This is a genomic window from Teredinibacter waterburyi, from assembly GCF_001922985.1.
Taxonomy (GTDB): Bacteria; Pseudomonadota; Gammaproteobacteria; order Pseudomonadales; family Cellvibrionaceae; genus Teredinibacter; species Teredinibacter waterburyi.
Genome location: NZ_MRUH01000121.1, coordinates 1 through 25,977 on the forward strand (window position 1 = coordinate 1; position 25,977 = coordinate 25,977).

Consider the following 25,977-nt stretch of genomic DNA (forward strand, 5'->3'; position numbering starts at 1 on the left):
ATGACTGAAACAAGATCAGTCGCCATCTGGGCGTGCTGGTCACCGGTTGGATGTGCATCGCAGCTGTCGCCGCGATAGCGATTGGCGAGGGCTATATGCACCCGCTCGCCGCCAACCCGGCGTTTGGTTTCCGCAATATACTCACGCAATACCGTTTTTTGCGGCCGCGCGGGGTCATCTTGATCATTCACAATCGAGCCTTCGGTTAGAAATACCTGCGTGTTGGGGTAGTCGGCTAAAATCCTCTGCACAAAGGCTACGTAAGCGCTTACATACTCTTCACGCTCCGGCAGTTCGCCGATTCCCAAGCTGAAATCGTTAGTCCCCACAGAAACAACCACCGCGTCGGCGTCAAACGCCTTGGCATTCCATGGGTGTTGGCGGCTGTCTTCGGCCAAGGCGAGATCGTAGAAGTCGGGCAGGTTGAGTTCGTCGGTCTTACCATTCCAGCTGCGAATTAAGCCGCGACCGCCGTAGCATACAAGCTGTACTTCGGCGTTTAGTACCGCGCCAGTGCGTAAACCATATGAATTGCTGGCGTTCCACCAGCTGGTATCCTTTTTACACTCGGTTTGCTGCTGACGCACAGGGTCGGCACCCTCACCGCAGGTTACTGAATCCCCTAAGACTAAAATACGTCGCTCCGGCTTTGCCGGAGCAGCCAAAAAGCGGCCGTCGGTTAGGGTAAAGCTGTGAAGGGTAACCGTACCGTGCCACGTTTCTGAGTGATGAACTAGGCGAACATGCCGAGCCACAGCTTCGTCTTCGCTGAACAAGGTGTAGTTGTGAACACCTTTTGCGAGTTTGATTTTGCTTATTGAGTCGCCAACTTGCACGCCTAAATAACTGCCGTCGCCACTGCTCTCGGCGACCAGCACCAGCCGTTTCGCTTCGGTATTTAAACCAAATTGAACCCCAGGGAAACCAAAACTGAGGGCGCCGGAGTCGCGTTCAAAGGTTCGGCCGCTTACGCTGATATGAGCATCGTTAGCGGAGATGGTGGCGGCCTTCATTGCTGTGTCCTCTTGCGATGGGCTCGGTAGGCTGCAGCCGGCTAGCAGCAGCGTGCTAGCTAGGGAAACGGTGACGATAACTTTAAAAATCGAATCGCGCATTTGTTACTGCTCCATAAAGGCTTGCACCACTGGCGCAAGATTGTCGGCAAACAGCTGAAAGCCATCGTGGGACGGGTGAAGGAAATCAGACATCAGCGCTTGCGGGATATCCCCCTGAGGGTCGAGAAAAATATCGCCAAAATCATAGACGAACACATGTTTGTTGTCGGCTAGGGTGGCGACTAGAGCGTTGGTCGCTTTTACGCGGTCGCGGTTAGGGCTAGTCGCATTTTGGTCATAGGGGAGAACCGCATGCACGACTAACTTGGCTTTTGGAAAGGTTTTACGAATATAGCTCACGTTTGCCGCTATACCCGAATACACATCTTCCGCGGAATGGTTGCTGTGACCAAAGTTATTTACGCCAATCATCAGCACAATCACCTTGGGGGCGAGTTTGCCGGTTGAGCCGTTTTGTAAGCGCCATAGCAGATGCTGCGTTTGGTCACCGCCAATGCCAAAATTGGCCCATCTATATTGGCCGAAATTGGCATCGAAAATCTTCTGATTATCTCCCCAGCCCCAGCCTTCGGTAATGGAGTCACCCAAAAAGAGTAGATCGATGTCACCCTTAGCGGCAATCGCTACATCTTCGGCGTGCTTTGCGCGCCATGTGGCTAATGACATCCATTCGAACTCAATGACTCGGGGCGCGGGAATGGCGGCTTCGGAGTTCGCCAGTGTAGCCGCCGCTTGATGCTGTGTTGGCTGGCAACCGCTGAATATCAGCGTAAAAATAGCGATATACAGGCATTGGACGAAAGGTTTTGTATGAGGCGATAGAATGTTTTTAATCATATTTATTCCACTTGGATATTTTGCTTAGTTATTAATACGTTCAGTGTGATGGTTTTAGCGCGTTAGGTTTTTGATGTTGGAGTCTCGGGTGTTTACAGCGACAAATGTTGCTGGGTGGCTATTTGGTTTGTAGCAAGTTTGTTGATAGGTTCTACCGAGGCGACGCCTGCAAAGGTAATCCACAGATTTTAGATCATTTGAGCGATACAGGGGCAATAATTACAGTGAAATCAACTTTAAAGCCGCTGCGCAAATAAACCTGTGGTCAAGGTTCAAAATCGCACTTAGCCGATATTCATCTATAGTTATAGGATAGCGGTTAAAGCCCCGTCTAGCTTTATCAAGCGGCTTTTGATGGGGTTATATGGTGTATTTAGCCTCTGACAACGCTTAAGTTGTAATTATAGCTGTGGTTCTTGTTGGGGCCGTTTTTATAAACGCATGTACACAGGTTAAAAGGTAAGTGTTTTGCCATTAGTTAATCGAACAGATCATTCGCAAACTGTGCAGGCTGAAGTCGAAACGACCGCTATAAATGCGCCGGTGACTAGCGTAAGGCGAATCAGTCTACGGCGTTTTTTGATGATCGTCATTATTGTCTCGATTGCATCACCTGCGTTGATCACCGGCGGTTTTCTAATTCTTGAAAACTATCACCGCACCATTGTGCAAGAGAGTGAAATGGCAGCTGGCAGCTACGCCGACTTGCTGCAAGCTGGCATGACGATGCCGCTTTGGAATGTTGCGCCCACCTTAGGTGAACCGGTGTTGAATACCGTTAGTATCGACCCGTCGGTGTTACAGATCGACGTGCGGGACGCCGACGGAGGTAGTTTTCTCGAATATCACAATGAAGGCGTGACTACCGCAACCGAGAGTGTTGAGCTTGCGCGGGAGGTTTCTTTGGAGGGCGAAGTGCTCGGCGAGGTACGGATTAAATATAGTCTTGCCGAGGCGAAGAATCGTGCGACCAGTGAGTCGCGCTTACTCATAACGATAATTTTTATACAGTTAGTTTTTTCACTCGGGGTACTCAGCTATTTTTTGCAACGGCGTGTGATTCGTCCTTTGACGGCACTGGAAAAGTCGGCAATCGGAATTGCTGGAGGCGATTTAAAAACCTCAATTCCTAGTTTACAAGACGATGAGTTTGGTGGTTTATCGAACCAGCTTGAAACTATGCGCAGTTCCCTAGAGCAAAGTTTTGCAACCTTAGAAGAGCGTGTGAAAGAGCGCACCAACGAACTTGAAAGCCTGAATCATGAATTAACGGGTACGCTAGAAATGCTGCAGCAGGCACAAGGGAATTTGGTGCAGCAGGAAAAACTAGCGGCGCTAGGCTCTCTCGTTGCAGGCGTTGCTCATGAGTTGAATACACCGCTTGGCAACGGGCTTACGGTGGCCTCGTCTCTTTTTGATAGTACTTGCACCTTTAGTGACGATTTAAATGGCGAAGGTATTACCAAAGAAGAACTGGATGATTACATTCGTGATATGAACGAAGGAACGCATCTTGTAGTGGCAAGCTTGCAGCGAGCGTCGGAATTGGTCAGTGGATTTAAGCAAGTCGCGATGGATAGAACCAGCGCTAAGCGGCGACAATTTAATTTACTGGAAGTTGTAATTGAAACCCGAATGACTTTATCGCCAGTATTTAAGCACACGCCGTTTTCTGTGACGGTCGACATACCAGACGATATTCAGATGAATAGTTACCCAGGGCCGCTTGGTCAAGTGGTAACAAACCTTATCAATAACGCATTGATACATGCTTTTGAGCATCGCGAGCAGGGCGAGATAACCATCGTAACCGACCGAGTAAAGATGAATGGCGAAGACGCTGTCGCACTGCATGTTGCAGACGATGGTTGTGGTATTAAAGAGGAGCATCGCAACCGAATTTTTGATCCTTTTTTTACAACAAAACTTGGTGCTGGCGGCAATGGCTTGGGCATGCATATTGTGCACAATATTGTTGGCGGTGTATTAGGTGGTACTATCGAGCTCCTGTCTGAAGTGGGCAAGGGTACGGAATTTATTATTACCATACCGGTGGTAGCTCCAGAGGCTATCACCAGCAGTGAATATGCAAAGGCGCATTAATTATGGCGGACGACTCAAACAATAAAGCTTCAAAAATGCAGTTTCTGAATGAGAAACCTAAGCTGCGTACGACGGATGTCTCGGCGCAAAAAACTTGGCGGATTCTCATTACCGATGACGAGACAGATGTGCATACTGCAACCACGTTCGCACTGCGCAATACGAAAATTTTGGGCCGGAAGCTGGAGTTTTTAAGTGCTACCTCCAGCCGAGAAGCTATTGAGGTGTTGAAGGCAAATAACGATATTGCAGTTATTATTCTCGATGTTGTTATGGAGACGCCAAACGCAGGCCTAGATTTGGTTCCGGTGATAAGGGATCAGCTTGGTATTCACGATTCACGCATTATTTTGCGTACCGGTCAACCGAATCAAGCGCCTGAAATCGAAGTTATTCGCGACTACGATATCAATGATTACAAATTAAAATCCGAGCTTACACAGGCTAAATTGTACGCCGCACTTACAACCGCCGTGCGCTCATATCAACAGATCAAAACAATTGAATCCGGCAAGAAAAGCCTTGAGATGATTGTTCGATCGATATCTGAATTACTTACCCGAGAGGGGCTGGATGAATTTGCTCAGGCCGTGATAGTGCATTTATCGGGATTGTTAGGCGTAGAGCCCGATGGTTTGATCTGTGTGCGTCGACGCGTAGATGAAAGTGATGGTGAGTCTGAGATTATTGCTGCAGCCGGACCCTACTGCTCGTTAATTCGACAGCCCTTACAGGTGTTATCCGAAAGTAATGTACGTGATTTGATCAGCCGTTGTTTAGATCAAAAACACACTATTTACGAGGGGGACGGAGCTGCGTTTTATTTGGGAAGTAGCTGTCGCGGCGATATGAGTTGCTATGTTGCCAACGCCAGTGCAACAGAGGAGTCGGATCAACGCCTACTCGAGCTTTTCTGCATTAATATCTCCGCCTGCGCCGATAACCTTGCAACTATTGAGCAGTTACGTGGTAACTAAAGCTTTTGTGCTTAGGTGTTTTCTAACTCGGTGGACTCTGGAACGTTTTTTCTGGCAGCGGATTGTCCAGCGAGAAGCGTACACTTTGGCCGGGACGGCACTGTGCTAAAGCATAGCAATCGCGTGCGCTAACACAGCCCAGCTTAGGGTAGCCGCCGATAGTTTGCCGGTCGTTAAGCAGCACGATTGGTTGGCCATTGCTGGGTACTTGAACGCTGCCGTAGGCGATCCCTTCAGACGTCATCGGTTTACTGCTCACATCTAGGCTTTCACCTTCAAGGCGATAGCCCATACGATTACTGTCTTTGCCAATCACATATTCACCCTTCAGCAACGAGCGAATTGCCTCGCGACTAAACTGCTTAAATTGGTAACCAGGAATGAGTGTTAGTGTTAGCGGCGCGGCGTAGTTTGGCCGAAGTTGCCATGGCGTCATTTTGTGTAGGTTGGCAGATTGCGATGCGTTTGCAAAAGTCTTGTAAGTCGCAGCGCCCTCGTCGGATCGGTACTGCAACGTCTCACCGGCTTGTAAGTAGTGGTTGCTGCCATCAGCTTCCAGTGGTGTGCAGCTATCAAATAATCGTTCGGTTATAAACCCACCGCCAATGGCGAGATAGTAACGTAAGCCAGCGGTTGCATAGCCAATATCTAGTCTGTCGCCAGCGTTTACCGAAAAGCTACTCCAGCAATGCCGATCAATGCCGTTTAACTTTATGGTCGCTTCTGCACCTGCAATGGCAAGCCGAGCTGGCGAATTAAACCTAAGGCTAAGTGGACCGAGCGTGATTTCTAAAGAGGGTGCTTGCCGAGGGTTACCAACTAAGGTGTTTGCCCACTGAAAGGCGTATTGATCGGCAGCTCCGGCTGCGGCAATCCCCAAGTGTTGACAGCGCCGCCGACCACCATCGACAACTAGGGTCGAGGCGCCCGTCTTATTGATTGTAGCTAGGGCGTAGACGCTATTGGTGTAAGTGTCGCGAGGGTGGCTTGTCATGGTTTGAGGCTCTCATCCCGTTGAGAGTAGCGATCGTTCTGCCCGCTTTGTCCGAGGCGACCTCCTAGAGCAAAAAAATCGGCCTCCGAAATTGATCTAAATTGCACTGTATCACCCAGTTCAAAAGCGTGGGCAATTTCCCCCTCAGCTGTAATATGGAAAACGTCTATCGGCGTACGACCGATAATATTCCAGCCGCCGGGTGTTGCGCGGGGGTAAACCGCGGTTTGTTGTTCCGCGATTGCGATGCTGCCCTTGGCTACAGTTGCGCGCGGGCGAGCTAGGCGGCTGACCTGTAGCGCAGGCTCGAGGTTGCCAAGATAGGCAAAACCGGGAATAAAGCCGACAGCTTGTACTTGATACTGGATGCGCGTATGTAGCTCGATTAGCTGGGCAAGACTTATGTTTTTCGATTCCATGATCTGCTCAAGATCGTCGCCGACGCTTGGGTGATAGTAAACTGGAATCTCGACAATTCGTCTTTCAGCTGTATCTGCCTGAAAGTGACTGAGCGCCGCCCGTACCTGTTGCTCTAGTTCGGCGGTGCTGGCCGCCATCGCATGGTGTTGCAGAGAAAATTCGATGAGTAGCGAGCGGTAGGCGGGAACTGTGTTGATGATGCGCTGGCCAAAGTGCTCGAGCAATAAGGCATTGATATGGCTTATTACGCTGGCTGAGGTACGCCCGAAATCATCGTCAAGCTGCAGGATGACGGTATTGAGGTTTAGCTGCTGGATTTCCATGGGCTTTGTGGCGCCTTCGGGCAGTGCCATTGGCTTGTGTTTATTGTTCTGCGCTGGTGTCGGGTATTCGCTGTTCTTATCCGTCAACGTATAGCTTTTGGCTAATGGCTAGCAGGGCTTCAACCATTGCTGGCGTGTCACTGTGAATACAGAGCGTGTCGACGGCTATGGGCAGCCATTGTCCGGTACATGAATAAACACCTTGCTGCTCGCTAAATCTCATCGCCTGTTCGACGATAGTGTCAATGTTGGTATGTACTGCGCCTTGAATATTACGGTCGATAAGGAAGCCTTCATCGCCATAGGCGCGGTCGGCAAAACCTTCGAATAAAAGGTGCACGCCTTCATTCGCCGCTAAGTTTTTATAGCCATTGGGGTTTGGTGTGCCCTGAATGAGCAGCGGCAAGCCGAGAAAATGCGCGTTACAGGCTTGGAGAATATCAACGAATAGATCGCGATTACGCATCATATCGTTATAGAGGGCTCCATGGGGTTTGATGTAGCTGAGTTTTGCGCCTTGTGCGTCACAGTGTTGCTGCAGCTTTGTAACCTGATCAATGAAACTCTGACGAATTTCATTATCTCCCATTTGGGTGGGCGTGTTGCGACCAAAATTAGCTCGGTCTGGATAGCTAGGATGCGCGCCGATGGCAACGCCGTAGTTCAACGCTAGTGAGATACTGCGTTGCATCGAGGCATCATCACCCGCATGGCCACCGCACGCGATATTCGCCATATGAATGTGTGGCATAACTTGGGCATCGATACTGTCGAGCCCTTCGCCGAGATCGCAGTTAAGTTTCACGACTCTAGTGCGCCGCTAAACCAATGCTAGCAGAACAAGAACCCAGCCCAGGCCTGCGCAAAGCAGCGCGCCGCCAGCTTTCTGCCAAGAGAATAGGCCGTAAAAGTATGCTACAGGAGGTAAGAATAGCGTGGTTAAACCCCAGTTATAGTCTTCTGCGAACGCTGAGATTAGCAGTTGTACCCAGCTTGCTAGCAGAAGAACCGCACCGAAGGTGATCATAGTGGCAGAAATTGCATCCATGGTAGGGCTCCTAAAAAGAATGTTGGCATGGCTTATGTTGGCGTTGGTATTGCGCCTGAGTTTAGCAGAAGCAAACGCCAAATTACATTTCTAAAAGGAAGGTGACAGGACCGTCGTTTAACAGGCTGACTTGCATGTCTGCAGCGAATTTCCCTGTGGCTATGTTTGGATGCTTTTGTTTTAGTAGGTCGACAAAAAGATTGTATAACCCTTCGGCGATCACGGGTTCTGCGGCAACCGAAAAGCTTGGTCTTAAGCCTTTTCGTGTATCCGCAGCGAGAGTGAATTGCGATATGGCGAGTAACCCACCATTAATATCCTTAACACTTTTATTCATCTTGCCCTGCTCATCGGCAAACACTCGGTAGGAGAGGAGTTTGTCTGCCATGCGCAAAAGAATATCTTGGCTGTCGTGTTTCTCGATGCCGATAAAGGCGAGCACCCCCTGTTCTATCGCGCCTATAGTTTGATTATTTACGCTAACAGATGCGTGTTTGACGCGTTGAATTAAAACTTTCATGGGTGTCTTCTGTGGAATAAAGCCTTGGCAGGATTGCAATTTAGCGCAGCATAACAAAAAAAGCCGGAGCTTGTGCTCCGGCCCAAAAGTGCTCCATCCGGAGCAAGACAAAATTCGAATTGGCATTGTCGTGGTAATAATGGCGCGAATCTGTTAAAAAATGTACGCCCAACCACCTGTGGGAGCCGCGCAATTACAATTTGTTGCAGAACCCTTGTCTGGCGTTCTTTACAATGCACCTGACATGTTAGCGGCTTTTATTAGGCTGTTGCCTAAAGTTCCTCAGAGGCTTCCACTCTCTGTCGTTTCGATTAACTATGCACGACAAGGCTATGCTGAATATCATTACTAGAGCACGATCACCAAAACTTCTTTGTTCCCTGTTTCTCGCTAGGGTTACTTTTGCGACAAGCATACTGTTGTTTGGCATAACCGCATCGGCGGGTGATCACTCCACCTGTGTAGACGACTCGGCTGGATGCGTTGCCATTGGGGAGTGGGATATCGCCATCGCCATAGGTGCAGGTTGGCGTACTAATCCGTTGATTGATGGTGATGATGTGCCCGCATTACTTTTGCCAATGGTGAGCTATTACGGAGAACGATTCTTTTTTGATACCTATGTCGCCGGTTATACCTTTGTCGAGGACAAGGCCCATACGCTTAGCGCTGTGGTTACTATCGGCTTAGAGCAGATCTACTTTGAGTCGCGCAGTGTTGGTGACTTTTCGATTGAACCAGGCCCTGGGATTGGCGATGGTAATAGCACCTTTGATGACCCTAGCTACCAGTTAACGGCGGAGGACTTTGATAGCGTTAATGTCAATGCCCCTGCGGCTCCCGCGGGGGATGGTCGCGACAGACCTACTGACATCAACGCCAACCTAGATGAATACTTAAAGCAAGAGCCAATAGTCGATATTGATAGGCTCCACAAGCGACGAACTGCAGGCTTCGCTGGTTTAGATTACGGTTTTTATAATGGTGATTGGGATTTCAGTGCTCAACTATTAACGGATGTGACGGGAATACACAGCGGCGAAGAAGTACGCGTGGCGCTGTCACGCTTTTATCAATGGCGACAAGAGTTTATCGAGCTTTCTGGCGGCTTCAAATGGCAGAGTGAGCAGGTGGTGGATTATTACTACGGGATTCGCTCAAGTGAGGTGACCTCGCCCAACCTAGTGTACAGTCCGTCGGACGGTTACTCGCCCTTTATACGGCTAGACTGGCGTCGCCACTTGTTTGGTAATTGGTCACTCCAGGCTACTGTACATCATCGCTGGCTTTCGTCAGAAATTAGCGCTAGCCCTCTAGTCGAGGAAAGTGCGGTACTCTCGATTTTTGTTGGGGGCGTTTACCATTTTTAAATATAGCGCCAACGGACGGGGCTGGGCTAGCAAACCTTATTTGCGTGGCCGTGAGTTACTGAAACTAACGATAAAAAAAGCGCTAGGTCTAATGGCGGGCATTGCTATTACTCTATCGATTAATGCGGATCCATTTGAGCAAGTTTCCCCTGCGTTTCCTCGGCTGGCCGCCGAGGTTCAAGTGTCGCCACATATTTGCTTGTTAGCCGACAACAATGTTAGTTGTGCTGACAGGATTCGAATCTCTTGGCGCAGTGATCGGCGCGAGTCCTTCTGTTTGATTGCGAATCAGCCAGCGCCGTTAAAATGTTGGAACAATAGTGACAGTGGCGAGTTAGAGCTAGATATCGACACCGCCGAGACCATTGTCTACGAGTTACGTGACTACGAAACTTTAATGGTGGTGTTCGCTCGAGCTGAATTTAAAGTTGTTCAAGACAATAAAAAATACCGTCGAAGCCGCCGCAACCCTTGGAGTTTTTTCTGATGAGTTTAGTGTTATTAGCCGAAGATGACCGACGTCTTGCCGAGTTGGTAAAGGACTACCTTGAAAGCCACGGCTTTCAAGTCGTAATAGAGGAAACCGGTCACGCGGTGCCGCGCGCAGTACAAAGCTTATCGCCGGATATTGTTATTCTTGACGTTATGTTGCCGGGCAAGGATGGTTTAACTATCTGCAAGGAAATTCGCCCCCGGTATGAGGGGCCAATTCTTATGTTAACTGCGCGCGATTCCGATCGTGACCAAGTTTCGGGGTTGGAATTTGGTGCCGATGACTACGTGATTAAGCCCGCCGAGCCACGGGTACTGCTCGCGCGAATTAGAGCGCTACTGCGTCGCTATCAGCAGCCCGAAGAAAAAGAGCAGTCTGAACTTCACTACGGCAGCTTAAGTATTTTTGTTTCCTCGCGTGATGTAACTTTGGAAGGGGCTAGCGTCGCACTTTCAAGTCACGAATTTGATATGTTACTGACGTTTGCCAAACAGCCAGGGAAAGTTTTGAGCCGCGAATATCTTTTCAATGTTATTTACGGGCGCCCCTATGACGGTATGGATCGAACCATCGATGTACGTATCTCCCAGTTGCGTAAAAAATTAGGTGACAATACCGACGAGCCAGCGCGGATTAAAACCGTGTGGGGGCGTGGTTACCTATTTGTTGCGGATGCATGGTAGCTCGTCGATGAAACACCTGCTTAAGTCGTCGGTACTAGGTGTTCTTTATGCGCGCGCCCGTCGCGGGGGAGCTAAATGAATCGCGCCTTTATATCGCTCTATCTTCTTATTGTGTTTTCCATTATTGGTTTGGGGTGGGGAATCGATAAGGTTTGGCAGCACTACAATTACGAGCCTGAAGATAATCCGTTTATTAATAGTATTTTTGCATTATTGGAAAGTGATTTAAAAACACTCGACGACGTTGCGGTAGCAGCCAAGCTAAACAGCTTGTCGAAAGAGTCTCAAGTGGTCTTGCGCATCTATGAGCTAACCGACTTTGCCAGTTCGGATTTAGGCGAACGTTTAGTTGAGGGCAGTGTTGTGACATTAACGGAGATGGATCAGCAGCTGGTGAGCTATAAGCGGTTGGCGAACACAGATAACGTTATTAGTATTGAACACAAACTCGCGGCGACCACCGGTGTTGTTTACTATCAGGTATTGTTGGTGTTCTTTTATGCCGCCATCGCTTTGGTGGTGTACTTCTGGTTGTGGCCGCTGTCCCGTGATTTACGATTGCTTGAAACTCAAACGCGCAAGCTTGGCCGCGATGGAGTGCCTGCGGCTGTAGAGATTGGACCGCGTTCTGCAATTTACGATTTAGCGCAATCGTTTAATCGTATGTCAGACCGAATTCGAGAGCTTATCTCCACTCATAAAGAAATGACTTATGCGGTATCTCATGAGCTGCGCACGCCCTTAGCGCGAATGAAGTTTGCGTTGGAAATGGCTGCCGACATTCCCGATAGAGAATTGCAAACAAAAAAGCTCGCGGGCATTCGTGAAGATATTTCGGAAATGGAAAACCTGATTAATGAGCTATTGACCTACGCCGGTTTTGAGCAGGGTGTGAGTAAGCTTAACCTCAAGCCTGGCCACCTGAGTTCATTAGTGCGCGATGTATTAAAAGCGAATCGCGGTTTAATGGTTGATATTCGTCACTCTATGGTCGATAAACTCGGCGAAACGCAGGTTTTTTGTGAGTGGTATTTAATGGAGCGGGCGATCCATAATATTGTTCAGAATGCCCAGCGATACGCGCACAGTCGCGTGCGCATCACGCTTGACGCCGATGACAAAGATTACATAGTGAGGATTGAAGACGACGGCCCCGGCATTGCGGAAGAAGACCGCAAGCGGGTGTTTAGTTCGTTCGTGCGTTTACGTCAAAACACCAACTTCGATAAAAGTGGCTTTGGCTTGGGCTTGTCGATTGTACATCGCATTATGGAGTGGCATAACGGCAGCGCTGAGGTAATGGAGTCCTGCTGGCAGGGCGCTTGCTTTGAGCTGCGTTGGCCGCAGCCCTATAAACTCGATTAACTGCTAGCGTCGCCATCGCCAGAGAGGCGATTGGCCATCTCATCGGTCGCCTTTACTAGGGCGTCGACAATGCTCGGTTCTCGCGATGAGTGCCCAGCGTCGCGAATAATGTGTAGCTCCGCGTCCTGCCAATGTTTGTGAATGGCGGTCGCATTGTCCAGAGGGCAAACCATATCGTAGCGACCGTGTACGATGATTCCGGGAATACCTTCCAGCTTATCCATATTGCGGACTATCTGATCGCTATCGAGGAAGGCATCGTTAATAAAATAGTGGGCCTCAATACGGGCTAAGGATAAGGCGACATGAGGGTCGGCAAATGCACTTACAACGTCGGCATTCGGACGCAAGGTGGCGCAGCGACCCTCCCAAATAGACCAAGCTTTGGCCGCCGACATACGCATAATCTCATTGTTGCTTGTTAAGCGTGCGTAGTAGGCCGCAATCATATTGTGGCGCTCTGCTTCCGGAATGGGTTGGATAAATTCCTGCCAGTAATCGGGGAAAATGCGGTCGGCGCCAGATTGATAAAACCATTGTAGGTCGCGCTCGCGACATAAGAATATGCCGCGCAGTATCAGCCCCAAAACACGCTCGGTATGGGTTTGCGCATAAACCAAGCTGAGTGTAGAGCCCCAAGAGCCGCCAAATAGTAGCCATCGCTCTATATCGAGATGTTTGCGGATTACTTCGATATCGCTAACCAAATGTGCGGTGGTATTACCCTCAAGTTCAGCGTGCGGTGTCGAGCGTCCGGCACCACGCTGGTCAAACAAGATGATGCGGTATTTTTCCGGGTCGAAATAGCGCCGGTCGGTCTTGCTGCAACCGGAGCCGGGGCCGCCATGTACAAATAAAACGGGTATGCCGTCGGCAGAACCACACTCTTCAACATACAGGTTGTGGGTGGCACCGACGTCGAGGTGATGCCTTGCGTAGGGTTTTATCTCGGGGAAAAGTACCTGCATACTAGCCTCTGCTTCCAAATTGCGGTGGCTTAATTCTAGCTTATTTTTGCTCGATGATGAGTCTATCTCGCTAGCGTCATTATCAATGAGTGACTCAGCGCATGGACTCAGTGTATTAGATGGAGTTTAAGGGGTGTCCTTGGCTTGCTCGCTGCGCTCTTTAGTAAAGAGGCGGCCAAATATAATGCCGAGTTCGAATAGAACCCACATGGGCAGAGCCAGCATCGCTTGAGAGATAATGTCGGGGGGGGTCAACAGCATGCCAACAACAAAGCAGGCCACAATAACGTAGGGGCGTTTCCCTGCGAGTTGCTTGGGAGTGAACAGCCCAGCTGAAATCATAATGAACGTCGCTACCGGAATTTCAAACGCCGCGCCGAAGGCGAAAAACAACTTAATGACGAAGTTTTGATAGCTGGCGATATCGGTCATAACCGAAACGCTATCGGGGGCGGCTGCGGTAAAAAAACCGAATACCATAGGGAATACAACATAATAGGCGAATGCCATTCCGGCATAAAACAGCAGTATGCTTGAGCCTAATAACGGCAGCGCCAAACGTTTTTCTTTGTTGTACATGGCTGGGGAGATAAATGCCCAGATTTGGTAAAAAATAAAGGGAATGGTCAAAAACACCGACGTGAATAGGGTCAATTTAAACGGTGTTAGGAAAGGCGACGCAACATCAGTGGCAATCATATGGCTTGATTCAGGCAGCAGCGCCTGTAACGGCTGAGCCACAAACTCGTAGATGTTGTTGGCAAAGCTAAATAAGGCCAGAAACACCACTAATACCGCGAGTACGCAGTAAAGTAGACGCGACCTCAGTTCAATAAGATGTTGAACTAGGGGTTGTTTTTGCATGTCTTGTTGAGAATCGTCGGTCATGAAGGCTTTTTATCGTCAGCGCTGGATTCGGTGGAGGCGATCTGTTGGTCGAGCTTTGCTGCAGCCGCTTCAGCCGCCGCTCGCGCTCGTTCTTCCGCGGCTATCTTTACTAGCGGCGAGCTGGGATGATCCGCTACAGGCATATCTTCTGGTCCGAAAAATGGCTTATCCACAGTGTCGGAAGCTTCGGTATCTTGTTGCGCGTGCGCAGAAGAATCATCCGTAGGGGGAGCTATAGAGTTTACGCTCTCTTGTTCGGCGGCTTTGGCGGAGCTGGCTATTTGCTCGCTGAGCGATTGCCGCGCTTTTTCCAGAGAATGCATAACATCGGCGTTGTGTAGTTCGCGTCGAATTTCGTCTGCGCCAATTTGGCGTTCGAACTCTTCTCGCGCCGAGGTGAGGTTGCGTTTGAGCGTGCCAAACCACATAGAGCCGCTGCGAATTGCACCGGGCAAACGCTCGGGGCCAATCACAAGTAGGCCAACTACTCCGACTACGATAATTTCGAGGAAACCGATATCAAACATAAGATCGTCCAAGACTGCGTGTAAAACACACGCTTCTTCTATTATTTGTTTTCAGTTTTTTCGGCTTCTTTCACACTGTCGGTTGATGCCGTTTTTTCATCGGCTTCAACTTTTTTTGCGATTTCTTCTTCTGTTTCGGCTTTGCCTTCTTCACCCATGGCTTTTTTAAAGCCTTTGATTGCACCACCTAAATCGCCGCCGAGTCCTTTCAGGCGTTTAGTGCCAAACAAAAGCAAAACAATAACCAGAATAATTAAGAGTTGCCAAATACTGATTCCACCTAAACCCATAATATGCACCTAACGTGTTTTTATATTGTCTTTATTAATCGTAATAGTCCGCTACTTAGTGCGGGCTGCTTTTTCGTCTAGCCCAGAAAGGTCAAACCTGCGAGCCAGTTCATTTAGTACGGCATCTGAGCTAGTGCCCAAGTGCGATAGCATAACCAGCGAGTGAAACCAGAGGTCGGCTGTTTCGCTTATTAAAAGGTCGGTGTTGCCGGAACGCTCTGCGTCTTTCGCCGCGAGCAGTGTTTCGGTGCACTCTTCTCCGACCTTTTCGAGAATTTTGTTTAGCCCTTTGTGGTGTAATTGCGCCACATAGGATTGCTGCGGGTCGCCTTCGGCTTTGCGCGCAGCGAGTACCTGATTTAGTTGCGCTAATACGTCGCTCATGACTGATACATCTCACTTGGGTCTTTTAGAACGGCGCTCTGGGTTGCCCACTCGCCGTCGACGAGAGTGCGATAAAAACAGGAGCGCCTACCGGTATGACAGGCTATACCACCTACCTGTTCCACGCCGAGGACAATAGTATCACCGTCGCAGTCTAGTTTGATGCTCTGCACTTGTTGTACATGCCCTGAGGTTTCGCCCTTGCGCCAGAGTTTACCGCGTGATCGTGACCAATAGACGGCTATACCTTCTTCTGCCGTGAGCTGCAGTGACTCGCGATTCATCCACGCCATCATCAGAATGTCTCCATTACCTGTATCTTGGGCGATAGCGGGCACTAACCCACTGCTGTCCCACTTGACTTGATCGAGCCAGGCAATTTGATGTGAGTCGGTGTTGTCTGCAGGCATTGTAATCTGGTGACCTTTGTTCTTCTTAATCGTGTTCAGTGGCCGAGCTGGGCGACTGAAGCAAATATTCTAGGCGGCAAGCATACCGGATTTTTAGCTGTTACGGCTAACGATATAACGCGCCAGATCGCGAAGATAATCGGCTTTTGAATCGAATGACGTCAGTGCGGCCAGCGCGATATCCCGCAGCTCATCAGCTTTGGCCTGTGCTTGCGCTAATCCGAGCAGGGATACATAGGTGGGTTTATTGCGATCTGCGTCTGCACCTTGTTGCTTGCCCAACACTTCGGTATCTGAGGTTACATCGATGATGTCATCCTGCACTTGAAAGGCGAGTCCAACGGCCGCTGCGTAGTTGCGCAAGGCGGCGGTCTGCTCGTTGCTCGCCGCCGCTGACAGGGCTCCTAACAAAACGGCGGCCTCTATTAATGCGCCGGTTTTGTAGCGGTGCATCAGTTCTAACTGCTCAGCCTTTAGGGGCTTGTCTACTGCGGCCAGATCAATCGCCTGGCCAAGTACCATGCCGTGAGCACCAGACGCTCGCGATAACAGTGAAATTGCGCTCAGCGCTGTGGCGGCGGAGTCTTGAGCTACGGTCACGCTAGAGCTGATTAATTCGAACGCGAGTGTGTGCAGGGCGTCGCCCGCGAGAATCGCCGTCGCTTCGTCAAATGCAATATGACACGTTGGCTTACCACGACGCAGGTTATCGTCGTCCATTGCCGGTAGGTCATCGTGGATTAGGCTGTAGGCGTGAATACACTCGATAGCGCTAGCGAAGGTATCAGTATTATTGTTGATTGCGGCTACCGCATGAGCTGTAGCGTAAACCAGTATTGGCCGCACACGCTTGCCACCGTTGGCTAGACTGTATCGCATGGCATCAAATAAGCGGTTGGCTCCAGTCTCGCTGGCGTGTTGCTGCTCGCACTTGGTTAGCGTTTCAAGTAATTGCGAAGTGCTGCGCGCTTGATACTGCGCGATAAAAGACGGCAGGTCGGACATTATTGGTCATCATCTGTAGGGAAGGGAGTTTCGCTTAGCTCACCGTTGTCTTGCTCTAGCAACAGGTTAACTTTTTGTTCCGCTTCAGTTAGTGCCGTTTGGCAGCTGCGGGTTAGCTTTATGCCTTGCTCAAAGGTTTTTAGCGATTCTTCTAGGGTTAAATCGCCACTTTCTAGGCTGGCAACAAGATCTTCCAGCTTGCCTAATGATTGCTCGAAGTCGGGTAATGCTTTTTTTGTCGCCACTTTACAGGCCTCCTTTTGGTCAGGCGCAAACACTACCTGAGCCTTATGTTGTGGTCAACGCCAAGTTGAGGCGACTTGAGCTAGCGGATTTGCGGCCGATAGCGGTTTATGAGGTGGGCTTTAATTAGCGCATATCATAACAAACGATGGCGAATCTCCCTGCTGGTTAGTCGATTTGTGTCTAGACTAATGAGTAAGTATTTCTTCTTGCGCGCGTTTATAGCGGCTGGTTGCTGAGTAGCTTCACATTTCTGAGGGGCTAGCGGCGTTTCAGACGAGTGCATCGTATTTCCGAATGAGGATTCCTGAGTGGATTTAGCAACGCTAGTCGGACTTTTGGGCGCTTTGGCGCTTATCGTTATTTCGATGTTAATGAGTGGCGATCTCATCATGTTCGTCAATGGCCCATCACTGGTGATCGTGGTAGGCGGCACCATCTTTGCGGTGATGATGAAATTTGGTCTGGGGCAGTTTCTAGGGGCCATTAAAGTTGCCGGTAAGTCCTTTAGCAACAAGCTGCCCGACGCCAATGAATTGATTGCGGAAATTGTGGCGCTGGCCGACGAGGCCCGAAAGGGGGGGTTACTTTCGCTAGAAGGTAAAGAGGTGAGTAGTGACTTTCTACAGCGAGGCATTCAGTTACTGGTTGATGGCCACGATCCGGATGTTGTTAAAACCCTGTTGTCGATAGACAAAAACAAAGCAATGGAGCGTCATGCGACTGGGGCCTTCATTTTCTCTTCCATGGCCGAAATGGCGCCTGCGATGGGAATGATTGGGACACTCATCGGTTTGGTGGCAATGTTGGCAAATATGGATGACCCTAAGTCGATTGGCCCTGCGATGGCTGTTGCTTTACTTACCACGCTTTATGGCGCTGTAATCGCCAACGCCATGTGCGGGCCAATGGCCGATAAACTGAAGTTGCGAGCCGCCGAAGAGGGCATGATTAAGAGTCTTGTGATCGATGCGTTGTTGGCAATACAGGGCGGCCAAAATCCACGTGTTATCGACTCAATGCTACGCAATTACCTGCCTGAAGGTAAGCGTGAAGCGGATCCTGAGTAGGTGTTTGAGCGAGTGGAGGTTTGAGCATGAGTGATGACGACGAAGATGGATGCGACTGCGTTGCCGGCCTTCCTGCGTGGATGGGTACCTTTGCGGACTTAATGTCGCTGTTGATGTGCTTCTTTGTATTGTTGCTGTCCTTCTCCGAAATGGATGCCATGAAGTTTAAGCGTTTAGCGGGCTCTATGGCCCAAGCGTTCGGTGTACAGAACAAGTTGAATGTAATAGATGTACCCAAAGGGACCAGCATTATCGCGCAGGAATTTAGCCCCGGCCGCCCTGAGCCAACGCCGCTTAACGAGATGTGGCAAAAAACTGAAGATATAACGGAAATGTCGCTGGAGCAGGACTGCGCCGAAGAGTTCGACATCGAGCAGGGTGATGAAGGGTACGATGCTGGCGTTAAAGTGAAAGTACAACAAAAGCTTGAAGAGCTGCTGAAGAAGACCGAAGAAGATGCTTACGAACTTGCCGGAGCACTTAACGATCAGATTGCTGCAGGTCAGGTTGAGGTGGAAACCCGTGGTCGGATGATCATCATCCGTATCCGTGAAAAAGGATCGTTTATTTCAGGTTCTTCGGAATTGGCCTCGGACTATAAAGACGTGCTTCGAGAGGTCCGTGCCGTATTAGCGCAAAAGAAAGGCAAAATCGCCGTGCAGGGTCATACCGATGACGTACCGATTAACACCAATCGCTTTCGCTCCAATTGGGAGTTGTCGTCCTCGCGTGCTGTTTCGGTTGCCCATGAGCTTATGATTAATGACGATGTTCCAGAGCGCCGTTTTGAGGTGGCGGGTTTTTCCGCCACTCGACCGTTGGTGCCTAACACCTCCGCAGAGAACCGGGCTCGCAACCGGCGGGTAGAGATTCTCATTCGTCAGGGCCTTGAGGAGGAACTGAGCGATGAAGAGTTGGATATGCTCAAAGAAGACCCTAAAGGTGAGGATATTTTGCGTGAGCTGGATATTGCGCCGAAATACTTGTTCGACCTCGAACCAGAAGAAATTTTTTAATTAGGCCTAGCTTATGCCAGAGCTAGTGATCTAGAACCGAGACAACTGTATGAATGACGATCGCCGCCGCTATTTTCGTATCAGTGACTCCATTGGTATTGTTTACCACCGGCTGCAATCTGGCAGTTCGAGAGCCAACCCGGCTCAGGAGCATGAACCTCTAGAGCGCAAGCCCAATCTACTCGATCTAATGGCAGAGCAGGATGTTCGGTTGGAGCAGTTGCTGCGCGAGGTTGAGACGGAGTCGCCAAAGGTCGCAGAGTTGGTGAATCTTTTTAATCAAAAGCTTGAGCGGGTCGTTAATCAGCTGTTGGTGGAAAGCGATTTGTTGGCGCGAATTGCCTTCAAAGCAAAAGAAGTCAGCATTTCCGCCTGCGGCTTAGCGTTCCATAACCGAGAGCCGATTGATGTGGGGGCGGTGCTGAGCTTTGAGCTTACGCTGCTCCCTACGGAAACACCGGTAGTAACTAACGGTCGAATAGTCGGCTGTGACTACGACAGTGATACGGGGCGATACTTTTGGCGGGTAGACTTTTTTGCCATGTCGCACTCCGACCAAGAGTTGTTAATTCAACATATTGTCAGGGCCCAAGTGGGGCAGCTGAAAAGCTTACGAGACACCTAATTGATCGCTGGCGAATAGGTGTAAGCCATAAGCTTACGCTTTGTAGGATATATCGCACAAAGATAAGAGAGCATTGCGACTATGCCGAAATCCTAATGACGCTAAAATAGACCGCGTTAAGGAAGCATGCATATGGATATGGGGCAAGGAATAAGACGGATCTGTGCCGCGCATAGCCTGCTGGGATGACAGGTGAAACCCTGTGAGATCGCCGCGACTGGAAAGTCGCGGCGTTTTACGTTTTGGGGTATACACCTAATCTCACACCTCTTTAATAACCCTTATTTTTTGTCTTCAGTTACCTTTGCTAATATTTGTCACTCGCTAGTCACAATCTTTTGCTAGCTTGACTCACGAAGATTTGAGAGTAGTATTGGGCGCAAGTGCAGCTAGAAATGCACTTTTTCGCTAATCGCAATAGCGCAGGTATATGAGGAGAAATGTCTTCAAGTATATAACTAAACAAATCGCGAACACTGCTAAACAGCATCCCCACTTGCAGCGCGCCTCGCATCACAGCCACTCCCCTTCACGAAGGTCAGTGGCTCAGCGGCTCCGTCACCTTCGCAACTCTGACCACCGTATTTTAAAACCCCGCTCGGTTACGACCAGCGGGGTTTTTCGTTTCTGTGGTCGTATAGAACCGAGTGTGCAGCGCTATCACCGAAAGTGGAATTAGCAATTTTTAAGGCGTAAAACTGAAGTAGGTCGAACCTAGGCATATTGGGCTGAGGTTGGTCAGCTGTTACGTTGGTGTTTTACCGTCTACCTAAGCGATATAGGTGACAGGTTTTTTTTGTCACAAAAATTTTTGCGCTTTTTCGTTTGTGTTAACACAGGTTACGGATTATGGAAGCAAGAATTCTGCGATTAAACCTCGCAGGCCAGCCGATAGAATGGTTGCACTGGAAGGAAACCGCTTGTTTATATTCGCGCGGTTTAGTGGTGTGGACGCTTGGCGGAGAAGTTAAGCGCGCACGCGGAGGCATATCGCGTTTAACAGGCCGAACCAGTTTTATGTCGTTACCCGCTATTATCGCTTGTGCTGGCGAAAGGTTGGCACCGATGCGCCTCAACCCTCCGCTTACTAACGACGCTTTATTTAATCGCGATAATCGCCAGTGTATGTATTGTGGTAATCGTTATAGCCCGAAAGATCTTTCACGTGATCACGTTCATCCTAGTAGTCGAGGGGGGCGAGATCGCTGGGAAAATGTAGTTGCCGCATGTAAGCGCTGCAATCAGCGCAAGGGCGATTCGTTGCTGAGTGAAATTAACATGGAATTGTTAGCGTTACCCTATCGCCCCAACCCTTCCGAATATTTGGCGTTGATAAATAATGAGCGTATACGCGGCGATCAAATGGAATATTTGCGTCCGCAATTTGCTCGTTATCTTCCCGCTAGCGTCAAATTATCTAACGCCAGTTAGGGTGTATTCGACATAATGACCCTCTTATTACCGCGCGAAAGCCGTCATCAGGCGCCACTCGTTACCGTCGAATAGCTTTTTTGTTAAGCGATAAGCACCGCATTCCTTCCTTAAGTTAAATCACTTGTGCGGCTTATACGGATCACTCCGCCTTTCGGCGAATGTTCGGTGCACTAAATGCGCGCGAAAGATACCTGTTTTGGCACAAGATTATACTCTCCTAAGGGTTTGCCCTGTTTTACGTGCGGTCTTTTGTGGTGCGCGATAACTTTTTTTATAGCGTCGCACCCCTAGTTTTTAATTCAAAAAAATCGAAACCTATCGCGTTTAGCCCTTGATCTGTAAGGGGCGTCTATTATTGGTGCGCAAAGCTCCTCTATTTGGTGCGATTAAAAAAATAGATACTTTGAATGAATGGGTACGCTCTATGCATTGCCCTTGTCGCATCGCTGAAATCACACGCTTAGTGCGTTTCGGTGGCGCTGAATACGCTTAATGATTTGACGACTTAGCACCCTCTGTGCAGCCGATGGGCCCGCTCATATTTGAGTGGAGTCCGTCCGGCAAATAACTAAATAAGCTTGGTGAGACGAACTTGTCACACGCTAGATTAAGGACCTGAAAATGAAATCTTCTGTTAATTTTTTTGCCGCTGCGCCCTTCGCTGCAGCCCTGTCAGTAACATTCCTATCTGTAAGTTTGGCACCGCATGCTTTTGCGGAGGAATCCTTTCTGGATGACCTCATGACGGGCAGTTCCACCAAGGTAAACTTCCGCTATCGCAGCGAATACGTAGACGATGAAACCAAGACTGAAACGGCGTTGGCGAATACTTTAAAGTCACGTGTAACCTTTACGTCTGGCACTGCGAGCAATTTTAGTTTTGGTTTAGAGTTTGACGATTCGCGCGCGCTGCTTGATGAAGACTACAACAGCACAACAAATGGCAATACCGACTACCCAGTTGTTGCTGATCCTGAGGGCACTGATTTGAATCAGGCCTACTTGAATTACAGCTCGGGAGCGTTTGGCGCGAAGTTGGGTCGCCAGCGTATCTTGCTTGATGATCAGCGATTTGTCGGTGGCGTTGGCTGGCGTCAGAACGAGCAAACCTACGACGGTTTGAATCTTAGCTATAAGCGTGGTGCGTTTAACGGTAGCTACGCTTATATTGAAAATGTGAATCGTATTTTTGGGCCTACCGCTGCAGCAGGTGATTGGCGCGGAGACGTTCATCTTTTAAATGGTACCTATGCCATTAATGATGCCCATAAACTAACCGGCTTTTACTATTCGATGGAGTTTGAAACAGCGCAAGCGCGATCAAATTCTACGCTAGGTGTACGCTATCAAGGCAAGGTCGGCCCAGTTGCGATTGCGGCAAGCTACGCGACGCAAAGTGATGCTGGCGATAACCCCACGGATTACTCCGCCGATTACATGGCAATTGAATTTTCGGGCAAAGTTGCGCCAAAAGTCGACCTTAAAGTTGGTGTAGAGCTTCTCGGTAGTGACGATGGCGCCAAGGGCTTTGACACCCCGCTTGCAACGGCACACAAGTTTCAAGGTTGGGCTGATAAATACCTCGGCACGCCAGGCGCTGGCGTTCAGGATATGTATGTCGGTGTTGCGACTAAATTCGGTAAGGTCGTTGTGAAGGCGGATTACCATATGTTGAGCAGCGATTTCGGTAGCCGTGACTACGGAACGGAATTGGATGTGGTTGCTGTTTATCCAATCAGCTCGAAGTTGAAAGGTCTGTTGAAATTCGCTCAGTATAATGCCGATTCAATGCCTGCTGGCATTGCTCAAGATGGTTTGGGGTCAGACATCCAAAAAGTATGGTTAATGTTTGAACTGGCTCTATAGCAAGTTGTAGGGCGTAGCGAACGTCACAGCCTGCCAATACGCCTTGTGTCTATTCGAGTTCGTTAGGCGTTAGTTAATCTAAGCCGCCTAGAAAAGCCCTAGCCTTACGCTGGGGCTTTTTTGGCTTGCCATATTTAGCTCGACGAATGTTGGTTTCAGTTCAAAAGAACAACCGCTTGGCGCTTGGCAACTATGTTTTTTAAGCGCAAACTACGCATTCAGTATGTATTACAGCCGAAGCTCTACCACCTAAACTGTGTATTTCAGCAGGGTGTTAGAGCCGCAGCTACCGTCGCAATGGTGTGGCGGGTGCTGCCGGGTTAGTGAAGAAATTTACTAGTCTCCCGTTATTTGGAAAGGCAAAAAAATGAATCAACACTCTGCACTCGTCGACAATTACCGTCGACGTTTCACCTATCTGCGCTTGTCTGTTACAGACGTGTGCAATTTTCGCTGCAACTACTGTCTGCCCGATGGCTACCTGCCCGATGATAAAAAGTCGAATGCAAGCAGTTGTGCTAGTTCGACTGGTTTTGACAGTTTAGATAGCTCAAATGGATTCTTATCACTGACAGAAATCGCAGCTCTGGTAAAAGCCTTTGCCTTAAGCGGCACTAAAAAAATCCGTTTAACCGGTGGCGAGGCGACACTGCGCAAAGATCTGCCTGATATTATTCGTTTGTGTAAATCGACTCCTGGCATCGAGCAGGTTGCCTTAACCAGTAATGGCTACCGTATTACCCACCAGCTTCCAGAGTTAGTTGACGCCGGTTTAGATCAGCTGAACTTAAGTGCCGATAGCCTAAATCCCAGCACCTTCGCATTGATTACCGGTCACGATAAATTACGAGAGGTGATGGCGGGTTTGGATTTGGCGCTTGGGTTAGGTTTGACTAAAGTAAAACTCAATGTGGTTCTCTTGCGTGAAAATAATTTTGACGAGTTTGCTGATTTTGTTGAATTTGTGCGGCACAAACCCATCAGTTTGCGGTTTATAGAGTTGATGCAAACCACGGACAACGTCGATTTTTTTCGGCGCCAACACGTTAGCGGCCAAGCGTTACAAACCTATCTAGAACAAAATGATTGGTTGCAAGTTTTGGCCGAGCCGAATGCTGGCCCAGCCATTGAATATACTCATCCAGAATATGACGGCAAGATTGGTTTGATCATGCCCTACAGCAAAGATTTTTGTAGTAGCTGCAATCGTTTGCGAGTTTCGGCGGAGGGCAATTTACACTTGTGCTTGTTTGCCGAAGAGGGCATTAGCCTTCGGCCGTATTTGCTTAACGAAAGCGCGAGCCAGTTGGCGGAGCGTATACAAGTTTTACTGCTTGGTAAAAAGGCAACCCATGAACTCCACGAAGGTTTAACGGGCGCAACCAAACATCTAGCGATGCTAGGCGGGTAAGAATAAAGTAAGCAGGCGAAAGACAAACAAACCGGTAAGAGCAAAAATAATGGGCAAAAGTACAACTAAGGCGTTAATTCCGCTAGATATCGCGGTGCTAACCGTATCGGATACACGCACAGACAAAGACGATACATCAGGTTTGTTGCTGCAAACGAGCTTGCAGGAAGCTGGTCATCGTTGCGGTGATAAGCAGATTGTTATCGATGATATCTATCAAATTCGAGCAAAGGTTTCACAGTGGGTAGCGGATGATACCACTCAAGTAATCTTAATTACTGGTGGTACGGGTTTTACGGGGCGCGATTCAACGCCAGAGGCAATCACACCACTGCTCGATAAAAGTGTTGATGGTTTCGGCGAGCTGTTTCGGCAAATATCCTACGATGAAATAGGCACGTCGACGGTACAGTCTCGGGCGTTAGCGGGCTTCGCTAACAATACTTTGATCTTCTGTGTTCCCGGCAGTACCAGTGCTTGCCGTACCGCTTGGCAAAAAATTATTGCAGAACAGCTTGATAGTCGGCACGGCCCTTGTAACTTTGTTCCCCACCTTAAAAATAGCCAGTTCGCCGCCTGTAAAAGCCGAGAGTAGTGTTGATTTCGGTTTGAGGCTATTAGCGCGTCAAGCGTTTGCCGATAGTGAAGGCCACTGGTAGACTTGCCCGAAATTTATTGGGGGCGAGTATGAGAAACGTTGAAATTGCATTCAAAACACAGGCGAATTTAGGTGAATGTCCACGTTGGGACGAACAGCAGCAGTTGCTTTATTGGGTGGATATCAACGCATTCCAATTGCATCGCTTAGACCCACAAACTGGGCAAGACGAATTTTTGCAATTCGACGAAGAAATTGCCTGCTTTAGTTTGCGTCCTGGCAATAGTGGTTTTGTTGTGGGAATGCGTTCTGGCTTTCATTTACTGGATGGTTGGAATACTAATTTACAGCCAGTTGTCGACCCGGAATCGTCGCTTCAGAGCAATCGTTTTAACGACGGTCGCTGCGATGCCAAAGGTCGATTTTTGGCGGGCTCTGTATACCCCCCCAAAGATCACGACGGGGCTAACCTTTGGTCCTTGGGGCTGGATTTAACCGCAACCAAACTTGTCGAAGGGTTGCTCACTTCAAACGGTGCAGCTTTTAGCCCCGACAATAAAACCTTCTATTACTCCGATACCCCCAAGCACGCTATTTATACTGCAGATTACGATCTCGCATCTGGTGAAATCAGTGGTACCAGAGTCTTTCATCAATTTGAGTTTGGCAATGGTCGCCCCGACGGTGCAGCAGTTGATGCTGAGGGTTGTTATTGGACCGCGTTATACGAAGGTCAGAGAATTGCGCGCTTAAGTCCCGCGGGCGATATTCTTGAAGAGATAGCGTTACCTGCGCGCTGCCCTACGATGCTAGCCTTTGGCGATAGTGATTTAAAAACTCTTTACATCACCACTGTTGGCGGTCGACCGGAAGCGGAGCTAGCCGAATTTCCTGCCTCCGGTTCAATTTTAAAAGTGCGAGTCGATGTGCCGGGCTTGATCGAGAATCGATTCTTTAAGTAGACGTCTTGCTAATCTAAAAAAACAGCCACCGGCATCTTTTATCAAGGTGCGGGTAGCTGTTTTTTCAGTTT

The 25,977-nt window shown here is 49.2% G+C and carries 29 protein-coding genes and 1 riboswitch; of the genes, 14 read left to right on the plus strand and 15 right to left on the minus strand.

All coding sequences use genetic code 11. From position 1 onward, the window contains the following. Both IDZ20_RS08245 and IDZ20_RS08250 read right to left on the minus strand, forming a co-directional pair. Nucleotides 1-1,115: SGNH/GDSL hydrolase family protein (locus tag IDZ20_RS08245; protein WP_188150953.1), on the minus strand; the 1,115-nt coding region annotated here is incomplete at its 3' end. Between the two features lie 3 nt (nt 1,116-1,118). Next, entirely contained in the window at nt 1,119-1,913 is a 795-nt protein-coding gene (locus IDZ20_RS08250; RefSeq protein WP_188150954.1) for a GDSL-type esterase/lipase family protein, read from the minus strand. Nucleotides 1,914-2,381: 468 nt separating this feature from the next. On the opposite strand from IDZ20_RS08250, the gene IDZ20_RS08255 reads away from it, so the two are divergent. After that, the gene (locus IDZ20_RS08255; RefSeq protein ID WP_245792209.1) at nt 2,382-4,016 is read left to right on the plus strand and encodes a sensor histidine kinase; all 1,635 of its coding nucleotides are present in this window, start codon (nt 2,382-2,384) and stop codon (nt 4,014-4,016) included. Nucleotides 4,017-4,018: 2 nt separating this feature from the next. Further along, a complete protein-coding gene (locus tag IDZ20_RS08260; protein WP_188150955.1) occupies nt 4,019-4,993 on the plus strand; it encodes a DUF3369 domain-containing protein in 975 nt (324 codons plus the stop codon). Nucleotides 4,994-5,015: 22 nt separating this feature from the next. Here IDZ20_RS08260 and IDZ20_RS08265 read toward each other — a convergent pair whose 3' ends face one another. From IDZ20_RS08265 to dtd, 5 genes are all read right to left on the minus strand, one after another. Continuing rightward, nucleotides 5,016-5,987 (minus strand): 5-oxoprolinase subunit C family protein, encoded by a 972-nt coding sequence (locus IDZ20_RS08265; protein WP_188150956.1) that lies wholly within the window; start codon nt 5,985-5,987, stop codon nt 5,016-5,018. Continuing rightward, nucleotides 5,984-6,817: a 5-oxoprolinase subunit B family protein gene (locus IDZ20_RS08270; protein WP_188150957.1), complete on the minus strand. Its 834-nt coding sequence runs from the start codon at nt 6,815-6,817 to the stop codon at nt 5,984-5,986. Before IDZ20_RS08270 ends, IDZ20_RS08265 begins: the two co-directional genes overlap by 4 nt. Beyond that, entirely contained in the window at nt 6,807-7,535 is a 729-nt protein-coding gene (locus tag IDZ20_RS08275) for a 5-oxoprolinase subunit PxpA (protein WP_188150958.1), read from the minus strand. The genes IDZ20_RS08270 and IDZ20_RS08275 overlap by 11 nt, the downstream gene beginning before the upstream one ends. Nucleotides 7,536-7,550: 15 nt before the next feature. Beyond that, nucleotides 7,551-7,778: a hypothetical protein gene (locus tag IDZ20_RS08280; RefSeq protein WP_188150959.1), complete on the minus strand. Its 228-nt coding sequence runs from the start codon at nt 7,776-7,778 to the stop codon at nt 7,551-7,553. Nucleotides 7,779-7,860: 82 nt separating this feature from the next. Then, complete coding sequence (gene dtd, locus IDZ20_RS08285; RefSeq protein WP_188150960.1) at nt 7,861-8,298, minus strand: D-aminoacyl-tRNA deacylase; 438 nt, start codon at nt 8,296-8,298, stop codon at nt 7,861-7,863. A 332-nt stretch (nt 8,299-8,630) separates the two neighbouring features. On the opposite strand from dtd, the gene IDZ20_RS08290 reads away from it, so the two are divergent. The 4 genes from IDZ20_RS08290 to IDZ20_RS08305 all read left to right on the plus strand — a co-directional run bounded on the left by IDZ20_RS08290 (nt 8,631) and on the right by IDZ20_RS08305 (nt 12,209). Continuing rightward, nucleotides 8,631-9,668 carry a MipA/OmpV family protein gene (locus IDZ20_RS08290; RefSeq protein WP_188150961.1) on the plus strand — a complete coding sequence of 346 codons (1,038 nt, stop codon included), beginning with the start codon at nt 8,631-8,633 and terminating at the stop codon, nt 9,666-9,668. A gap of 91 nt (nt 9,669-9,759) precedes the next feature. Continuing rightward, nucleotides 9,760-10,155 carry a DUF3019 domain-containing protein gene (locus tag IDZ20_RS08295; RefSeq protein ID WP_188150962.1) on the plus strand — a complete coding sequence of 132 codons (396 nt, stop codon included), beginning with the start codon at nt 9,760-9,762 and terminating at the stop codon, nt 10,153-10,155. After that, the gene (locus IDZ20_RS08300; RefSeq protein WP_188150963.1) at nt 10,155-10,844 is read left to right on the plus strand and encodes a response regulator; all 690 of its coding nucleotides are present in this window, start codon (nt 10,155-10,157) and stop codon (nt 10,842-10,844) included. The genes IDZ20_RS08295 and IDZ20_RS08300 overlap by 1 nt, the downstream gene beginning before the upstream one ends. A 75-nt stretch (nt 10,845-10,919) precedes the next feature. Then, nucleotides 10,920-12,209: an ATP-binding protein gene (locus IDZ20_RS08305; RefSeq protein ID WP_188150964.1), complete on the plus strand. Its 1,290-nt coding sequence runs from the start codon at nt 10,920-10,922 to the stop codon at nt 12,207-12,209. On the opposite strand, the gene pip is transcribed toward IDZ20_RS08305, so the two are convergent. From pip to IDZ20_RS08345, 8 genes are all read right to left on the minus strand, one after another. Then, nucleotides 12,206-13,177 carry a prolyl aminopeptidase gene (pip, locus tag IDZ20_RS08310; RefSeq protein ID WP_188150965.1) on the minus strand — a complete coding sequence of 324 codons (972 nt, stop codon included), beginning with the start codon at nt 13,175-13,177 and terminating at the stop codon, nt 12,206-12,208. The two genes, IDZ20_RS08305 and pip, sit on opposite strands and share 4 nt — an antisense overlap. A gap of 126 nt (nt 13,178-13,303) precedes the next feature. After that, entirely contained in the window at nt 13,304-14,065 is a 762-nt protein-coding gene (tatC, locus tag IDZ20_RS08315) for a twin-arginine translocase subunit TatC (protein WP_188150966.1), read from the minus strand. After that, nucleotides 14,062-14,592 carry a Sec-independent protein translocase protein TatB gene (tatB, locus tag IDZ20_RS08320; protein ID WP_188150967.1) on the minus strand — a complete coding sequence of 177 codons (531 nt, stop codon included), beginning with the start codon at nt 14,590-14,592 and terminating at the stop codon, nt 14,062-14,064. Before tatB ends, tatC begins: the two co-directional genes overlap by 4 nt. A 41-nt stretch (nt 14,593-14,633) precedes the next feature. After that, on the minus strand, nt 14,634-14,882 hold the full coding sequence (gene tatA / locus IDZ20_RS08325) for a twin-arginine translocase TatA/TatE family subunit (RefSeq protein WP_188151061.1): 249 nt from the start codon (nt 14,880-14,882) through the stop codon (nt 14,634-14,636). 51 nt (nt 14,883-14,933) lie between these two features. Then, nucleotides 14,934-15,266: a phosphoribosyl-ATP diphosphatase gene (locus tag IDZ20_RS08330; protein WP_188150968.1), complete on the minus strand. Its 333-nt coding sequence runs from the start codon at nt 15,264-15,266 to the stop codon at nt 14,934-14,936. Then, nucleotides 15,263-15,676, minus strand: coding sequence for a phosphoribosyl-AMP cyclohydrolase (gene hisI, locus IDZ20_RS08335; protein WP_188150969.1), 414 nt, complete (start codon nt 15,674-15,676; stop codon nt 15,263-15,265). Before hisI ends, IDZ20_RS08330 begins: the two co-directional genes overlap by 4 nt. A 93-nt stretch (nt 15,677-15,769) precedes the next feature. Further along, nucleotides 15,770-16,681 carry a polyprenyl synthetase family protein gene (locus tag IDZ20_RS08340; protein WP_188150970.1) on the minus strand — a complete coding sequence of 304 codons (912 nt, stop codon included), beginning with the start codon at nt 16,679-16,681 and terminating at the stop codon, nt 15,770-15,772. Beyond that, entirely contained in the window at nt 16,681-16,926 is a 246-nt protein-coding gene (locus IDZ20_RS08345; protein WP_188150971.1) for an exodeoxyribonuclease VII small subunit, read from the minus strand. The genes IDZ20_RS08340 and IDZ20_RS08345 overlap by 1 nt, the downstream gene beginning before the upstream one ends. 309 nt (nt 16,927-17,235) lie before the next feature. Between IDZ20_RS08345 and pomA the strand changes: the two genes are divergently transcribed. The 8 genes from pomA (at nt 17,236) to IDZ20_RS08385 (ending at nt 25,906) form a co-directional block, all read left to right on the plus strand. Next, nucleotides 17,236-17,994, plus strand: a complete 759-nt coding sequence (pomA, locus tag IDZ20_RS08350) for a flagellar motor protein PomA (RefSeq protein ID WP_188150972.1) — start codon at nt 17,236-17,238, stop codon at nt 17,992-17,994. Nucleotides 17,995-18,020: 26 nt separating this feature from the next. Further along, entirely contained in the window at nt 18,021-19,010 is a 990-nt protein-coding gene (locus tag IDZ20_RS08355) for a flagellar motor protein MotB (protein ID WP_188150973.1), read from the plus strand. Nucleotides 19,011-19,059: 49 nt separating this feature from the next. After that, nucleotides 19,060-19,635, plus strand: coding sequence for a PilZ domain-containing protein (locus IDZ20_RS08360; protein WP_188150974.1), 576 nt, complete (start codon nt 19,060-19,062; stop codon nt 19,633-19,635). Between the two features lie 849 nt (nt 19,636-20,484). Further along, the gene (locus IDZ20_RS08365) at nt 20,485-21,066 is read left to right on the plus strand and encodes an HNH endonuclease (protein WP_188150975.1); all 582 of its coding nucleotides are present in this window, start codon (nt 20,485-20,487) and stop codon (nt 21,064-21,066) included. 624 nt (nt 21,067-21,690) lie between these two features. Next, nucleotides 21,691-22,935 carry an alginate export family protein gene (locus IDZ20_RS08370; protein WP_188150976.1) on the plus strand — a complete coding sequence of 415 codons (1,245 nt, stop codon included), beginning with the start codon at nt 21,691-21,693 and terminating at the stop codon, nt 22,933-22,935. A 220-nt stretch (nt 22,936-23,155) separates the two neighbouring features. Next, a riboswitch (molybdenum cofactor riboswitch) is annotated at nt 23,156-23,313 on the plus strand. Beyond that, nucleotides 23,303-24,346, plus strand: coding sequence for a GTP 3',8-cyclase MoaA (gene moaA / locus IDZ20_RS08375; RefSeq protein WP_188150977.1), 1,044 nt, complete (start codon nt 23,303-23,305; stop codon nt 24,344-24,346). Its footprint overlaps the riboswitch before it by 11 nt. Nucleotides 24,347-24,395: 49 nt before the next feature. Continuing rightward, entirely contained in the window at nt 24,396-24,941 is a 546-nt protein-coding gene (moaB, locus tag IDZ20_RS08380; RefSeq protein WP_188150978.1) for a molybdenum cofactor biosynthesis protein B, read from the plus strand. 92 nt (nt 24,942-25,033) lie between these two features. Then, a complete protein-coding gene (locus IDZ20_RS08385) occupies nt 25,034-25,906 on the plus strand; it encodes an SMP-30/gluconolactonase/LRE family protein (protein WP_188150979.1) in 873 nt (290 codons plus the stop codon). Nucleotides 25,907-25,977 lie beyond the last annotated feature (71 nt).